A 15,130-nucleotide genomic window follows, 5' to 3' on the forward strand; every position below is an offset into this window, starting at 1 on the left:
GCGAAAGCGGATCATAAACCATATACCTGTTAGAATTTCTCCAGATTACACATACCCAGGATATAGTTGACTTAGTCAACTAATATACATTACACTTATTTTGTAGAAAGATTCACGATCCCAAGGAGGGCTATTCATGGAATCAATTAAAGTTATCGAGAAGATCCGTAAATTCAACAGATTATATGCAAATGTACTTGGTAAGATTGATCAGGAACTATATAACCAGCCTTTTTCGTTAACAGAAGCCCGAGTCATAACAGACATTCATGAAAGGAACGGCTGTACCTCCACAGAGATTAGAGAGAACCTTGGAATTGATAAGGGCTATATGAGCCGGATCATTCAACGGTTTGAAGACGAAAACCTCATTATGAAAAAGCAGTCCAGCCATGACAAACGCCAATATTCCCTTTACCTCACCGACAAGGGTACAGGCATTTATCATGATCTGGTTGAAAATGCTAATTTCGGAGTAGCTAAAATGATTGAAAACCTGACCGAACAAGAACTGTCCCAATTAGTTTCATCTATGGAAACAATCGAAACCATTTATTCGGATGAACCGCAAGCCCGGCCAGTGATTTCCATCCGACCATTTCAACCAGGTGAGCTGGGATACGTCGCATACTTACATGGAAGGTTGTACGACAGGAAATATCAGTTTGGTCCAATGTTCGAATATTATGTCATGAAAGGGTTGACTGAATTCATGATGAATTCAGATGGAGGAGAACTATGGGTCGCTGAAGTAAATAATGAAATCGTCGGTTCAATTGCCATAACGAAGTCAAGTGATACCGTTGCTCAGCTTAGGTGGTTCGTATTAGATGAGAACTATCAAGGAATGGGCATAGGAAAAAAGCTCATGGTGACTGCCCTTCATTTCTGTAAAGAAAACAGCTATGACCATGTATTCTTATGGACTGTGAGCACATTAACAACCGCTCGATACCTCTACCAGAAATATCAATTTAAATTAACGGAAGAAAAGCCAAATGATGAATGGACCGGGACTACATTAATGGAAGAACGATGGGATCTCGATCTTTCTGAATAGCAGGATCAACGGGAGTCTGACCCCAATTTTCGACAAAAGGATAAGTTGAAAATTAGGGGTCATTACTCAAAAAGAAGTTCCAGGGACGGTCACTGACATCCTATAGATTTAACATCACCGAATTTTCCCGGCAGGCTCTTAAATAATTCATAAACACATCCTTCACCATCTCGGTCTTTCCAACCTCGATCAATGTATTTCCCCTCACCGAAGAATATCCACATGCTTCTTCGTACAATAACGGAGACCCTGTCCCTACTCTGTAGACCTTCTCTTCCACCAGGCTTTCCCCATTCACTTTAACATCAGAAATTATTCCGTCATGGTGACTCCACGTAACTCCAGAGAACGCTAAAGCCCCAATCGGGATCCCATGCGGCCTGAATCCATTTCCGTATACCTGTTTGGAGGTAACCTCCCCATTAAAACTATCCTCTATCAATTTCGCAATTTGTTCACCTTTAAGCTCCATCAACACAGGAGAATGCATGCTTTTGCATCTGTTGTACACATCGCCCTTCGTCACATCGCCGGATTCCAAGCCTTGATCCACTGCGGCTCCACCATACATAATGCCAATTTCAGACTTCCAGTAGTCCCGAACGGCATCTGCCATTAATTGAATGATATCAGCATGAGTAAGATCTTCCCTCGTCGTAAACAATACCTCAGACAGAAATTCATTCGTTTCCTCACGCCCCTTTTCTAAAATGGCTTCCATGCTGGCATCGATTTCGGATTCGAGAGTGATTTCGACTAATTTCCCTTCGAAGGATTCAATCTTATGAAGACCATTCTCGATATGTAAATCCAACTGTAACTCACCCACAAATTGCCCGTGAGACCCCGCTTGAACAATCACGACGCCTGATTCAACAACGGGACTTTGAAGCACCGTATGAGAATGAGCCCCTACGATCACGTCGACCAGGCCACTGACTTCTTTCGCCATCTCCACATCTGCACCATAACCCAGATGGGATAGAAAGACGATGACATCTGCACCCTGAGCTTTTAAGTCCGCCACCGCTTTTTTAATGGCTGTAAGGGTTTCCAAATTCCTGAATCCGTGCTTGTTTTCATAAAGATCCTCGAATTGATCGGTCGCTCCAAATAATCCAACCTTCACACCGTTATCCACTGTCACGAGGAGCGTTTCTTTCATCCCGCCGATGGGAGTCCCGTCACCCTCTACAAGATTCGATAACAACCACGGGATACTGGACTCCCGGCTATGCTTTCGTATCAACGCCGGTGTCGATCGCAGCAGCTCATTATTCCCCACAGACATCGCATGATACCCGACATCCGCAAGCATCTCTAAATGCATATGGCCATCTGTCGCCAGGCACTCATTGATGCTCATATCCAAATGATCCCCGCCATCCACCAATAAATAACTTTCTCCTTGCGCCTTAAGCTCCCTGACACGTTTCTTTATGTACCCAGCCTGCCGTACGACCAAATCATAGTTTCCGTGAAGATCGTTGGTGTGAAGAATGGTGATGGTTTTGTTCATGTGTATTTCCCCCTTTTTATAAGTGCTTACTTAACTCGATGACCGTGTAGTGATCAGTACTGTGCTCTTTATGCCCCAATGTAGGACAATATCTTCTCTTTCAACCCACCATTACTAGTGAACAGAATAAACGTTTCTGAACTTGTTTGGATCACGACTCTATCCATGTGTCCATATGGATAACCTATTCTCATTGCTGTTTTCCCTTCACCGCCATATGTATCATCATCTCGCACTTTTTTAATATCAGATAAAGGAATAATGATGTTACTTAATTGCCACTGATATTTAAGTTATCGTCATTCTTTGAGACTTTTACTTCCATATCTTTCACTCCCATCTTTATTCACTAAATGAGTTGCTTCTAGCACTTGAGAAAAAAGCCGTTACGATTGTGTAGCGTCTTCCCAAAATAAACTACTCTCCCACAATCCTCATATCCTTAAGCGGATAAAACACAACATTCGTAGTCCCAACTATCTCCTCCATTGGAATCGCCCCAATATGCCTGCTATCCTTACTATCCCTTCTGTTATCCCCCATCACGAACAGATGGCCTTCCGGAACGGTCGATTGCCCGACAGCCGTATCCTCCAAGGTAAAAGGCCTGGTCAAATCACCCTGAATACCCTCTTTTTGCTCATCAAGGTACGGCTCCTCATACGCTTTTCCATTCACATACAACGTATCATTTTTATACTCGATCTTATCTCCAGGCAGTCCAATCACACGCTTAATATAATCCTGTTCCTCATTTGCGTGAAACACGACGATATCAAATCGCTCTGTATCCCCTAACTTGGACACAATCATCCGCTCCCGATCTTGCAGAGTCGTATTCATCGAAGATCCCTTCACCATAATAGGAGTGACTAAGAACGTACGGACAATAAAGACAACGACTAATGCGATCACCAAAGCTTTAACCCATTCTAAAACCACATTTTCCTGTTCAACCACGATCTCCATCCTCTTTTCTTTCCTTAAAATAAGAAATAGCATCTTTTACACTAATGCCAATTTTACTTTTTCTTACATACGTTTGAAACCGGTGAAAGTTTCAATTAAATGATGATAGGAGAACAGCTTCTTCTTTTTTACTTTAAACCACTTTCTCATTCCTTTATTAAACAAAAATATCAATAAAGCATAACTCGCTAAAAAAAAATATATTTCAACCATAATTAATCGATCATACCGTCTTCCCCCTCCCTGTATGTATTTGATTCTATAATTCTACGGAATCAATGATTTCCCGAGTGTCCTTATGCAACAACTTAACCTGCTGATCATTAAGATTTTTTTCGCTTTCAACATACCAAAGATATAACCCCTCCAATTGATATTCCTTTACTACAGAGGGGGATAACAAGGACAAATTTAAAATTGAAGCTTCTTGATCATCAACGGTCACGACTCTCTCATTACCATTTCTGATCAGGCCATACACCAAGCCCTGTCCATGTCCTTGAATTCCTTGCAGCTTTTCATAATCCCTGTCTGGATAAAACGGCCCCCAGGTAAACATCCCGCTTTTCCAGCCGAATATTCCCTTTCGAACCTTCGTAGCCCCAAGATTGGTCTTATCTTTAATGAAAAAGTACAGGGACTCATCCCCTATCTTATAAGCAAGAATCAACTGAAGGTCCTTATCCACCGCCTGAATGGCTTTGTGCGGTTCTGAATACGAGTCCTGGTCTTCTGCATAAGCCCAAGAAGCAGTAAGGGCTATAACAACTATAAATAAAAATACATATTTTAGAATTGTAGCGTTTTTCACGTTTTCTCCTCTTCTATACATGATGAACGATAACCCCAGGCCAAGTCCCCTTCCAATCCTTCTTCCTAATCCGCTCTTCATAAATGGAAACTCGCTCTTCCGTCTCTCTAAAAAAAGGAGTCGGCTTCACTTCCAGCTTGATCACATCATCCAATCCACAAGGAGCAGTTAGGACCAAATGACCTTCCCTGTCCAACTTCACTCCAAGAGCAGTGACTGTCTCAGGAAATTTTGAAATTGCGTCCTCAGAAGAAGTATAAGGGGGAAGATCGTTTACAACATGCATCCTTGCCTCATTCTTAACAGACCAGGGAATGTGAGGCATGATGGATCGTAATTCTGCTTCTAACCTTTTTTCGATTCCTTCATCACAATTTTCTTTATCAAAATAGATGACATCCACATCTTGAAGATTGGTTCTTTCTTTATATCCATGGAGAGTATCCCATATTATTGAACGTACAAATCCAGCGCATATCCACCAATCGGGTAGATCCAATGAACTTGCAGCCTTAATAATCTCCATCATGCCAGGGTCGTTCTCAATCAACTTGATGACATCTTCTTCATTTTTCAGCATTTGAAAATACTCCTCTACCAATCTATTTCTACTCTAAAGTTACCCCTTGAAATTGGTTATAACCTCTTCAGCAACCAGAACGTCAATCCGGTTTTCTTTTTGAGAGACTAACATCTTAATTTCATTAACGTCCGTTGAATCATCTTGAAAATAAAAACAAGAGGAGTGTAATCAGAAATGCTTGTGCACAAGTAATCGTTAAATCATTTCTCCAATACGTCTTCCCAAACGGACTTAGCAATCTGGCAATCAGAAAACTGCATAACCATATGCTCATAAATGTAATGATAAATCCCATGATTTCCTCCCGTATGTTGGTTCAGGTCCATCACGCTATCTCTCCAGAGTATTCGTCATGCCCAGCGAGTCGGATTAAAGTATTACTCCTGAAAAACCCCCTCTTAAAACTTCTTTTTCTTTCTGATTTCTGCATAAAAAAGAGGCCCTGATAGCTGCTCTGCCATTTTCTGTTCTTTCATAATTTTCAATTTTCACTTCGCGCATGATGGTATCCCCAGTAAATACTGGTCTTAAAAACTCAAAATTCATCTCCCGAGCCAATACGTTATGATCTCCACCTACTTTAGTTGGTAAAGTAGCCGTCAACAATCCTTGAACCACTAGTTTTCCTTGTTCATCCGGCGTTAAATGGTGAATGCCTTCATCACCTGAAATCTCGGTGAACAATTCAACATCTCTTCTATTAAAAGTCCGTCCAAAGCTGATGATATCTCCTACTTTCAAAGTCATTTTCATCCCCCTATTGCTTCCGAATCAGCATGATTTGCACTTACTGAACTAACCCTCAATATTTTTAGATAATAAAACAGTATCCCCAGTGAAATTTCCTGTACATTGCTTCAAAATATACTGTTTCTTTCGATCACCTTCATTCTTCACCACATTTTCACACCGGTATTCTTCAATGAATTCTTCATCCACGCTACGATAAACGTGGACATCCTCCCCATTATAGGTCAATTCTTCAACCACTTTCTGCCCCTCAATCCCATAATGGATCACATTGATTTTTGCTTTTTGTTTATCTTGCAACTTATCAATAAAGGTATCTAAAGCTTCTATATTACTGATGTTTCCGTGTTCATTGATTACTTCTTCTACGTTCGGTTGGGAGACTTGCTCATCATCTGAGAATCCATCCTTGATTATTTCTCTCGCCTCATCACCTTGAAATACAAAGAACGCAACGATTGCTATAGCGCTCAAAATGATACTTCCGAATAGCAACGAAGGAATGAATCCTTTTCTCTTAATCACGCTATGTCCCCCTTCACTTTTTAATATCGGTTGTGAGAAATTTAATTGTTATGTATTCATATTTCTACTCTCTGAATTGTTTAAAATCATCAATATAAAAAGCCACATAGCCGCAGTTCGAACAAACGGCTGCTTTCGGTTTTTCCGACACCTTATTGAATAAACCTTTACGTTTTTTACTTATCATTATCCCGTACATGACACCTTCAACATTGACGTTACATCCTTTTACCATTTCACTTTTACAATGAGTACATTCCATTTGACTCCCCCTAGCTCACTCCCAATTATTTCAAAATAGGTTGCTGATCACAATCATTAATTTTCACAAAAAAAAGAATGACCACCCCCAGGATGATCATTCCTTCTTCTCCATTATACGTTTCGAATAGCCTCTTCAATCCCATCATTTCCAGTAATCAAATCGAAGCCCTTATTAAATGTACGCTCTTCGTCCAGGCTCGCTACGATCGTGGCCGCTACATCTTCACGTGGAATCGTCTCTCTTGATAGATTCTCTCCTGCGGTCACCTTCCCTTTACCCGCTTCTTTCAACAAACCGCCAGGCCGGATGATGGTATAGGTTAATCCGCTCTGTTCCAGTGCACGGTCGGCAAAATGCTTTGCCACATAATACGGCTTTAAGGACTCGTTCCAGTTCTCACGATTGTGAGCCTGCAGGGCACTCACCATGATGAACCGGTCGATTCCTGCCTGTTTGGCCGCCTCCATCGTTTTGACCGCTCCGTCTAAATCGATGAGCAATGTTTTATCCGCTCCCGTTTTGCCACCGGATCCGGCTGTAAATACCACGGCATCTGCACCCTTCAGACCATGTGTAATCTCGTCCACCGTTCCCTCCAAATCCACCAGTGAAGATTGGACCCCATCCTGTTCAAAGGCCCGGGCCTGCTCTTCCTTTCTCACAATGGCCCTTGGCGTATGCTCGCTGCTTTCTTTTAAGAGCCCGATCACTTGCTTCCCGATTTGTCCGTTTGCTCCTACTACTGCTACGTTCATATCCTCATCTCCTTATCCGATAAATTTGATATGAATTCATCATCACATGTTTCGTGAATGATGACAAATCTTCTGTTTGGGCAGTAGTTTCATATAAATAGACTCCATTCAAAGGCATAATCCCTTTTTTCCATTGATACGTTATATAAATACATCATAATTGATTAGGAGAATGTCCGATGAAGAAAATCATTTTGTTTGCGGACCCAGGCATTGATGATTCCATTGCCATCATGTACGCCTTATTGAACCCCGACATCAAGGTACTCGCTATCGTGTCCAGCTATGGGAACACAACAAAAGAGCAGGCAACGGATAATATTGCCTACTTGCTCAAGCTCGCCGGACGAGAGGATGTCCCGATCATCGGCGGAACCAATAGTCCATCATCAGGGGAAATCCCAACTTACTACCCTGAGATTCACGGGCAGGAAGGGCTCGGACCCATCAGACCTCCTGAGAGCATATCTGGTGAACTGACCAATTTCTCAGAACTCTTCAAAATCATCAAGGAACAGGACGATATCACCATAGTTGACGTGGGGAGAAACACATCCCTTGCCACCCTTCACTTATTAGGTGAAAAGATCGTCGAGGAAATCAAGGAATTTTACATTATGGGCGGCGCCTTTTTGGTTCCTGGAAACGTTACCCCCTCTGCAGAAGCGAACTTCTATGGAGATCCCATTGCGTCACAGGTGGTGGTCAGGGATCTGAACAACCTTTTCGTCGTTCCCTTGAATGTCTCGAACAAAGCCATCATCACCATGGACCAAATCCGTTATATCCAGCAGATGTCAGATAACCCATTGATTGAAATCATGGATGAAGTCATGGAGTACTATATTGATGCTTATAAGAAGCTCGTTCCTGGAATAAACGGTGCACCCATGCATGATGTCGTGACCCTATCGCTGATGGCGAACCCGGAAATGGGCAAGTCCATCAGAAGAGAGATTAACATCTTGACCACGGGAACAGGAATGGGAACGTCCATCGCAGATTTCAGGCCCACTTCCAAGCCGGCTGAAAAAAACATCAACATCTACCTTGAATTGGACTATCCAATGTTTGTCGAAGATTTTATCAATGTCATGGGAAAGGCAGACGGGAGACCCTGAAAGATCAATGAGCTTTCTTTTCAAAGTAAACAAAGACATTCGTGATCCACTTCGCAATCAGACCGACAACTACGTATCCAATGAATAAGGTGAAATAATTCGTCCCCCTACTCATCTCAAACAAACCTATCGCAACAAGCAATGGCTTGAAAGCAAATGCAAAGATTGCACTGAGCAGCAACATGAACAGGTAGTAATTTTTATTGCGATTTAATGTAAATTGATACATGAGCATAAAGGCAACGGGGACCAGGGACACGTCCAAAGATACCGAGCTCGCCAATACCGGAAAAATTTTATATGGATAAAACCACTTCACCATGTTAGCTCCTATGGCATCTACGTATGTAAAAAAAACATGAACATTATATCCATAGAACCCTATAAGAAGGGCCTTTCGTTTATCCAGGACAAAAAATAACACAATGAGTGGAAGTATAAACAATGCAGCCAACATCCAAAATGGCCAGGTGGCAAAATCCGAATATTGCTGCCAGTAGCTGGTCCACATGTCAGTTTGATTCTCCTGGATCTCTTTTAAACGGTTAAGCATTGTCTGCTGGGATTCAGTCATGGTTCTCGCTCCTTTAAACGTATATACTATAGTATGAGCAGGAAAATGAGCTATTATGTTTTTACAGTATAAAAAGCGGGTCATCCTTAGGACGACCCGCTCCCGCTTTTCTTATTCGACCCGTAGCAGGATCCTATTCAACTAAACTGATCCCCATGTCTTCTCACCTTCAAATACCGTCCTGTTTTACTGATCCCATAAGCGGCTTCGCCTCTTTGTCTCACTTCTTCCGACAAAACAGACGACTGCAGCAATCCATTCCTATCTATAACCGTGGGATCTATCAGCCTCACCTTTCCTTTATGATGAATGTCATAATCGGCTTTGTTTTCTTCTATAGATACGTCTTGAGTCAGTTCATTTAGGAGCATCTCAATGTGGTCATCGGCCTTTTGAAGTTTCAGGAGTACTTCTTCATCTTCCCCAAGAAAATCATCCAGGCTGATCCATCCTTTTTCTAATGCAGCCTTTAATACGTTGGAAAATGAATGATTTCCATATATATTCAATGGATTCATGAAGAAGTCAATGACCTCTGTATAATACGTTTTCACAAACCACTCAGCTGCACCAATGGATTTTACACAGATCTTTCCTTCCACCACTGCAACTTCATCCAGGAAATCGTGAACCTCTTTCAAAGAAATAAACCCGTATCTGTACATATCCCTCAACGTGTAATCCACCCGATCTGCACAAAGCTCAGGAGCCGGTTGCTCAAGCAAGGACCATTTCGAATCATCAAGCAGGATATCCCTATAGTCATAATCGTACTTCTCCAAGATCTGTGGAATCTCAGAATCAAGGATGACCTGTTCGAAAATGTCTTCGTGGTAATCCTCAGAAAGATTATCGAGAACCCCATCGATGACGTGGGAAAAGGCCGTATGGGACACATCATGCAGTAATCCTGCAATCTGCTCTTCTATTGATCCTCCCAGTTTTTTGATCAAGAGCATCACACCCACTGAGTGCTCGTATCTGGCTACATTCCACTCCTCATTGACCAGGAAACTGGCTCCTCCCTGATGGATCCCCTTTAATCGTTGAACCGGATCACTTAGAATCAGTCCTTCCAATACCTTGTCTACTTTGTATTCTCCGTACAGATCGTCCTTTAACCACACAACCCATTCCCCCTTAGATATAAATAAAAGTGCCCCCCGATACTCAGGAGGCACTGCGCTACGATAACAATCGTCATTAACAAATGGACGCCAACATAGTTTCCCTATGTCACCTATATATTTTCGAAATCAGCATACACCAATATGCAGTGCATGGCAAGGAAAATCAACAACCTAATAACCCATTCTTCGGCCCGCCCCTCTCACTCATTGTACTCTGCAGCCAATGAACCCAACCACAAAAAATCATCGTAGTTCAACCCTCAAATGATCGAATACAATTCTTCCACACTCGTCACAACATAATCAGCATAAGGATTCTCTTCCATCTTATCCGTAAAAAAGCAGGAGCTGATCCCGGCATTCTTCCCCGCTTCCAAATCCAAATCCCGATCCCCGATCATGATCGCTTCAGAAAGATCGATATGATGGGTTCGAATCAAATGCTGGATGGCATCCGGACTCGGCTTTCGCTCAAACCCGTGCTGAGAGGTGATGAAGTCGGAAAAATAGCCCGTCAGCCCGTAATTCTCCAGCATCTTGATCGAAGACTCTCCTCTGTGAGTATACAAATAATTCTTTCTGCCCGTTTCATGAATATGCTTACAAAGCTCCACGATTCCTTCAAAGGGCTTGGACAAATCGAATTCCACTTCTTTTCTGCGGGAGTCGTAGGCTGTGACGAACTCTTTCCCAATCCCATACTTTTTTTCATAGTGTTTCAGAGCAGACGTGATCGATACCTTCATCTGTTTCGTAATTTCCTCTAACGGCTCTTCGAATCCATGACTATCAAGCGTTTCCTTGAAGCTCCCCGCCATCACGGGATATGTATCAAAAAGTGTGCCATCGAAGTCCCAAATGATATGTTTGTACATGATCATTCCCCCTTTTATAAAACTATCCTTATTTTACCACATACAAATCACTCTCCATTACAATGTAAAAAAGAGTTCATGCGAAAAGGAAAATTATGCTAAAATATTTTCAAGGATAACAAAAGGGGGGCTTGATGATCCGTTCACAGAAATCGATTTTCCTTATTAGTTCGGCCGCCCTGTTTTTCACAGGCATCACCCTTCTTTCATATAGAGTATTCGATTGGGGATTGCTTCCGCTACTGGGTCTATTCATCCTCTATCTCTCTGCTAAAAAGAACCGGTCCGTCATTTCCCTATTCCTCTTCTTCCTGCTCGGGTTACTGTTGTTTCAACTTGTAACCGGCTGGATCAACGAGTGGGATGTTTCAAAAGAAACGAAAATCCTGTTGAACAGAAGTTTTCTTCTATTTATTCTGTTGGCATTAGCACTTTCACACTTGATATCAAAAGAAAAGATCCGTTTCTTCACTGTGTTCCCGAATTCGAGAAGGCGTATCTCCATGCCCTCCCATACCATATCATTGCCCTCATTCTTACTGATTGGGCTGGCGGGATCAAGCACCATCTTCATCCCACTCATATGGTCACCCGAAGTCAGTGAGGTGAAAACATTATTCCTATTCGCTATAGGATTTACCATCCTTAACGCTACACTGGAAGAGCTTATCTGGAGAGGCGTCATGCTATCATCGTTGAAACGAAACGTATCCGTCCTTTATGCCGTCACGGTCACAAGCCTCGGGTTCGGTTTGTTACATTTATCCATCGGAATCCCGCTGCTACTCAGCCTCCTCTTTTCTTTCGGAGGACTATTCTATGCCATCGTGGTGTTAAAGACCGATAGCATCTACCCTTCGATCGTTTTTCATATGGTGATGAATGTGGGGATGGTGTTGAATGGGTGGATAAATTAGTGGAATTAATCCACACTGTACCTGGCTTGAAGGTTCAAAGAATAGAATTGGAGTAAAATATACAAGGTGTAAGTATGGAGATCCCATTCATGATTCTGGGGGCACTAGTCAGTTTACTAAATTTCTATCTGGTTATCGAAAGAGCCGTTCGGGACGGCATCAACAATTCCTCGAAGATAAGCATGGAACCAAAGAACCACAGGGGGACGAGGATTTATTCGATGAAAAGTAATAGATGAATATTAATCTACCTCCAATAAAAAAATATGGAACAAAAGGAGCGCATCCAATGAAATACCTTAAATCCTTCTTAGCCTTCGAATGGATCACGATCATCGGGGCTTCGACGGTCCTCTATGCACGTTGGGACTTCCCTCTATCTGTTTGTATCGGCTTAGTGGTACTCGGGGTAATCCTTACGTTTTACTTTACGAAAAAATATGAAAAAAAAGAGGAAAAGAAGACGCTGGACAATGTATGATCCATATCAATCATTTCAATAGGAGTCTTGTATGCAGAATAAATTATACCCTTTTATGCAAAATCATTTCGACGGTCTAGTGCTTCGGCCATCCCTATTTTATTCATCTAAATATGGTCTGCGCTTTGAAATATCCATTCCTGGCGTGAATCATTTGAACAAGAGGAACCTGAAGCAAATAAAGGATCGAACCACTCGTCTATTCGACCAGGTATTCAAGGATTCAGATGATATCCTTCTTATTACGGATGTTCATACCATGAAGGATGACCGTTTTCTTGAGAATAGACCCACAAAGGTGTATCAGAAATATGTCAGGCGTAAAGACACTAGGTACAAGCTTTTTTATGAGCTCTTCCATATTAAAGAAGAAGATGAAAACATGGTCACACATCGGTTCATCCTGCCTTGTCAAAAGCATGATATCCGATATCAACCACTCCTAATGGCGATTTCCTGCGAGGACTTCCCCCATCCGACTCAACTTTTAAAAGGTTCCCAACACGCGGGTATAGATATTTACTTCGTGAATGTCACACGAAAGATGATTTTTCATCTATATGATGACCGTGGTTGCGACATCATTGCGTCTGATAAAGAGGACCTGCGTTCCCTATACAGAGAATGTAATAATTGGATATTAGATTATGACCGGGTACAGATTGATGACATGATGAATAACCAATAAAAAAAAGCGCTTGGCCTGAAAAGGGAACTCATCAGACCCAGGCGCCTATTATTTTGGAGCAAAGGGATGATTCTCTTCCAAAGGATCTCCCTACAACTTCCCATCAACCTCAGACGTATCCACATCTTCTCCGAACCAGTCACTCAACTTCGCCTTGGCCTTCGCTTTCACCTCATCATCGATATACATGGCCACCTGCAATAACGCAAGACCCAAGGCACCTAAGTCGTCTGTAAAACCAACTCCTACGGCCATATCGGGAATGAAATCTGTCGGAAGGATGAAATACCCCAGTGCCCCGATGATGATCATCTTCGACTTCTTCGGAACATCCGGCTTTTGCAGGACAAAATAAAGGAGCAGAGCCGTATACACGACGGAATGTCCCGCCTTCAATCCGTATCTTTTCAACTTATCCCAAAACTTTTCCTCTGAATAATGCTTTTCGGTGTTATCCATTTTACTTCCACCTCCAACCATCTCTTGTTCTTTATATTGTAGAAGGTTTGGTGGAAATAGACAAATGTTTGGAAATGTGAGTTTTAAACCTTAGGCATCGAAGTACGTTATAATCCAAATACATAAACTTATATTAGGAAGTGATCCACATGCTAAATGCAATCATCTTATTCGTCCTTGCCGGGATCGCAGAAATCGGCGGGGGCTACCTCATCTGGCTATGGCTACGGGAAGGGAAGCCAATCTCTTGGGGACTTGCAGGCGGAATCGCCCTTGCCCTGTACGGAGTCATCGCTACCTTCCAGTCCTTCCCCTCATTCGGCCGGGTTTACGCCGCTTATGGCGGGGTGTTCATTGTGTTGTCCGTCCTATGGGGATGGGGCATCGATAAGAAGACTCCAGATGTGTATGACTGGCTTGGTGCCGGGATTTGTTTGGTTGGGGTTGGTGTGATGCTGCTTGGTCCAAGGCAGTAGACAAACACGTTTCCGGGAAGTAATAAAAATGCATGTAGAAGGTCCTTCCCTTCCGAGCCTCCTCTTCCTAATAATATATTTAAGAATATGAGGGGTTAACATGTTTCAACTTGAACAAAACTCCAGTACACTCGTCATAGTACTTCACGAAATTTACGGAATCAACCAGCATATACAAAGCTTTTGCAAATTCATCTCAGAACTGGGAAATGACGTCATCTGCCCGGATCTATTAGAAAAAGGATATTCTTTTGATTATTCTCAAGAAGAAATTGCTTTCCAACATTTCATAGAGCACATAGGCTTTGAACAGTCGTCAGAAAAAATAAAGGCCATTCTCTCAACCTATCGACGGGAATACAAACGAGTCGTGATCATAGGGTTCAGTGTGGGGGCAACGGTTGCCTGGTTATGCAGTGAATATGAAAAGGTTGATGGTGTCATCGGCTTCTACGGTTCACGCATTAGAAACTATTTGGAGGTCACACCGATGTGTCCAACCATGTTGTTTTTCCCAGAAGAAGAACCCTCCTTTCAGGTGGACGAAGTCATTGCGGCATTAGGACGAAAGCACATCGACATTCAGAAATATAGCGGTAAACATGGATTCAGTGACCCCTATTCGTCAAACTTTCATAAAGAATCCGCACAAAAGACAAAGGATAGAATCATAGATTTTTTGGATGTTTGGAAGGGTTAATTTGGTCTATTACTCTTTTTTTCTGACAAAAACATCATACAAGTTCTAAATGATCGACAGCCCATTTCTGGTTTTAGATCTATTATTCAGGTCACGGAAACAATCCCAACGCGCTCCCGTCACACGCGCGTTGTTGTTGTTCTTTACTATCTCTTCTTTCTCTAAAAATCTTTTTTTGTTTTCGCGTCTGTTCTGTACTGTATTCATGACTGATTTACATTCTTTCGGGCATGGGGAAAGATGGCCGCCATTTTAGGTGTATACCCCTGCCTCTAGTAATTGTTGAATTCGTACCTTATCACCATTTTGCGTTACCCCTTCCACTCCATCACCCATTCACCCTCAACTTTTATATAGAGATTTGAATCAAAACTGGATACCTTGTGATGAAAGTTTTATCCATTTGTTCTTTACACATGATTCATCTTTATTATCAGAAAATTAACTTTATTTACCCGCACCTCCATCATAT

At 42.2% G+C, this 15,130-nt stretch carries 21 protein-coding genes; 7 read left to right on the plus strand and 14 right to left on the minus strand.

The features are described from left to right. The first annotated feature begins 136 nt into the window (after nucleotides 1–136). The gene (locus tag RSX31_RS12610; RefSeq protein WP_315634790.1) at nucleotides 137–1,060 is read left to right on the plus strand and encodes a bifunctional helix-turn-helix transcriptional regulator/GNAT family N-acetyltransferase; all 924 of its coding nucleotides are present in this window, start codon (nucleotides 137–139) and stop codon (nucleotides 1,058–1,060) included. 100 nt (nucleotides 1,061–1,160) lie between these two features. On the opposite strand, the gene RSX31_RS12615 is transcribed toward RSX31_RS12610, so the two are convergent. The 10 genes from RSX31_RS12615 to RSX31_RS12660 all read right to left on the minus strand — a co-directional run bounded on the left by RSX31_RS12615 (nucleotide 1,161) and on the right by RSX31_RS12660 (nucleotide 7,237). Continuing rightward, nucleotides 1,161–2,579: a bifunctional metallophosphatase/5'-nucleotidase gene (locus RSX31_RS12615; RefSeq protein ID WP_315634791.1), complete on the minus strand. Its 1,419-nt coding sequence runs from the start codon at nucleotides 2,577–2,579 to the stop codon at nucleotides 1,161–1,163. A 68-nt stretch (nucleotides 2,580–2,647) separates the two neighbouring features. Next, complete coding sequence (locus RSX31_RS12620; protein WP_449619200.1) at nucleotides 2,648–2,815, minus strand: SunI/YnzG family protein; 168 nt, start codon at nucleotides 2,813–2,815, stop codon at nucleotides 2,648–2,650. A gap of 181 nt (nucleotides 2,816–2,996) precedes the next feature. Next, complete coding sequence (lepB, locus tag RSX31_RS12625) at nucleotides 2,997–3,539, minus strand: signal peptidase I (RefSeq protein ID WP_315634946.1); 543 nt, start codon at nucleotides 3,537–3,539, stop codon at nucleotides 2,997–2,999. 268 nt (nucleotides 3,540–3,807) lie between these two features. Beyond that, on the minus strand, nucleotides 3,808–4,359 hold the full coding sequence (locus tag RSX31_RS12630; RefSeq protein ID WP_315634793.1) for an aspartyl-tRNA synthetase: 552 nt from the start codon (nucleotides 4,357–4,359) through the stop codon (nucleotides 3,808–3,810). Between the two features lie 13 nt (nucleotides 4,360–4,372). Next, complete coding sequence (locus RSX31_RS12635) at nucleotides 4,373–4,939, minus strand: nucleotidyltransferase family protein (protein WP_148967476.1); 567 nt, start codon at nucleotides 4,937–4,939, stop codon at nucleotides 4,373–4,375. A 139-nt stretch (nucleotides 4,940–5,078) separates the two neighbouring features. After that, nucleotides 5,079–5,237 carry a hypothetical protein gene (locus RSX31_RS12640; protein ID WP_315634794.1) on the minus strand — a complete coding sequence of 53 codons (159 nt, stop codon included), beginning with the start codon at nucleotides 5,235–5,237 and terminating at the stop codon, nucleotides 5,079–5,081. A 74-nt stretch (nucleotides 5,238–5,311) separates the two neighbouring features. Then, entirely contained in the window at nucleotides 5,312–5,689 is a 378-nt protein-coding gene (locus RSX31_RS12645) for a hotdog family protein (RefSeq protein WP_315634795.1), read from the minus strand. Between the two features lie 48 nt (nucleotides 5,690–5,737). Continuing rightward, nucleotides 5,738–6,217, minus strand: coding sequence for a DUF4362 domain-containing protein (locus RSX31_RS12650; RefSeq protein WP_315634796.1), 480 nt, complete (start codon nucleotides 6,215–6,217; stop codon nucleotides 5,738–5,740). A 64-nt stretch (nucleotides 6,218–6,281) separates the two neighbouring features. Next, nucleotides 6,282–6,479, minus strand: coding sequence for a nucleic acid-binding protein (locus tag RSX31_RS12655; RefSeq protein ID WP_315634797.1), 198 nt, complete (start codon nucleotides 6,477–6,479; stop codon nucleotides 6,282–6,284). Between the two features lie 113 nt (nucleotides 6,480–6,592). Then, nucleotides 6,593–7,237: an SDR family oxidoreductase gene (locus tag RSX31_RS12660; protein ID WP_315634798.1), complete on the minus strand. Its 645-nt coding sequence runs from the start codon at nucleotides 7,235–7,237 to the stop codon at nucleotides 6,593–6,595. A gap of 179 nt (nucleotides 7,238–7,416) precedes the next feature. Between RSX31_RS12660 and RSX31_RS12665 the strand changes: the two genes are divergently transcribed. Next, nucleotides 7,417–8,358 carry a nucleoside hydrolase gene (locus RSX31_RS12665; RefSeq protein ID WP_148994903.1) on the plus strand — a complete coding sequence of 314 codons (942 nt, stop codon included), beginning with the start codon at nucleotides 7,417–7,419 and terminating at the stop codon, nucleotides 8,356–8,358. A gap of 4 nt (nucleotides 8,359–8,362) precedes the next feature. Here RSX31_RS12665 and RSX31_RS12670 read toward each other — a convergent pair whose 3' ends face one another. The 3 genes from RSX31_RS12670 to RSX31_RS12680 all read right to left on the minus strand — a co-directional run bounded on the left by RSX31_RS12670 (nucleotide 8,363) and on the right by RSX31_RS12680 (nucleotide 10,937). Further along, nucleotides 8,363–8,932, minus strand: a complete 570-nt coding sequence (locus RSX31_RS12670) for a CBO0543 family protein (protein ID WP_315634799.1) — start codon at nucleotides 8,930–8,932, stop codon at nucleotides 8,363–8,365. Between the two features lie 137 nt (nucleotides 8,933–9,069). Further along, nucleotides 9,070–10,059 carry an HD domain-containing protein gene (locus RSX31_RS12675; RefSeq protein ID WP_315634800.1) on the minus strand — a complete coding sequence of 330 codons (990 nt, stop codon included), beginning with the start codon at nucleotides 10,057–10,059 and terminating at the stop codon, nucleotides 9,070–9,072. A 263-nt stretch (nucleotides 10,060–10,322) separates the two neighbouring features. Then, on the minus strand, nucleotides 10,323–10,937 hold the full coding sequence (locus RSX31_RS12680) for an HAD-IA family hydrolase (RefSeq protein WP_148994905.1): 615 nt from the start codon (nucleotides 10,935–10,937) through the stop codon (nucleotides 10,323–10,325). Nucleotides 10,938–11,071: 134 nt separating this feature from the next. On the opposite strand from RSX31_RS12680, the gene RSX31_RS12685 reads away from it, so the two are divergent. From RSX31_RS12685 to RSX31_RS12695, 3 genes are all read left to right on the plus strand, one after another. Further along, on the plus strand, nucleotides 11,072–11,854 hold the full coding sequence (locus tag RSX31_RS12685) for a CPBP family intramembrane glutamic endopeptidase (RefSeq protein ID WP_315634801.1): 783 nt from the start codon (nucleotides 11,072–11,074) through the stop codon (nucleotides 11,852–11,854). Between the two features lie 289 nt (nucleotides 11,855–12,143). After that, the gene (locus tag RSX31_RS12690) at nucleotides 12,144–12,335 is read left to right on the plus strand and encodes a hypothetical protein (protein ID WP_148994906.1); all 192 of its coding nucleotides are present in this window, start codon (nucleotides 12,144–12,146) and stop codon (nucleotides 12,333–12,335) included. Between the two features lie 31 nt (nucleotides 12,336–12,366). Then, on the plus strand, nucleotides 12,367–13,023 hold the full coding sequence (locus RSX31_RS12695) for a DUF3885 domain-containing protein (RefSeq protein WP_148994907.1): 657 nt from the start codon (nucleotides 12,367–12,369) through the stop codon (nucleotides 13,021–13,023). Between the two features lie 90 nt (nucleotides 13,024–13,113). On the opposite strand, the gene RSX31_RS12700 is transcribed toward RSX31_RS12695, so the two are convergent. Beyond that, entirely contained in the window at nucleotides 13,114–13,482 is a 369-nt protein-coding gene (locus tag RSX31_RS12700) for a YkvA family protein (RefSeq protein WP_148994908.1), read from the minus strand. 149 nt (nucleotides 13,483–13,631) lie between these two features. Between RSX31_RS12700 and RSX31_RS12705 the strand changes: the two genes are divergently transcribed. Both RSX31_RS12705 and RSX31_RS12710 read left to right on the plus strand, forming a co-directional pair. After that, on the plus strand, nucleotides 13,632–13,958 hold the full coding sequence (locus RSX31_RS12705; RefSeq protein ID WP_315634802.1) for a YnfA family protein: 327 nt from the start codon (nucleotides 13,632–13,634) through the stop codon (nucleotides 13,956–13,958). Between the two features lie 100 nt (nucleotides 13,959–14,058). Then, on the plus strand, nucleotides 14,059–14,658 hold the full coding sequence (locus tag RSX31_RS12710; protein ID WP_315634803.1) for a dienelactone hydrolase family protein: 600 nt from the start codon (nucleotides 14,059–14,061) through the stop codon (nucleotides 14,656–14,658). The last annotated feature ends 472 nt before the right edge of the window (nucleotides 14,659–15,130 follow it).

The sequence above is a fragment of the Rossellomorea yichunensis genome, assembly GCF_032337515.1.
In the GTDB taxonomy this organism is placed as follows: Bacteria; Bacillota; Bacilli; order Bacillales; family Bacillaceae_B; genus Rossellomorea; species Rossellomorea yichunensis.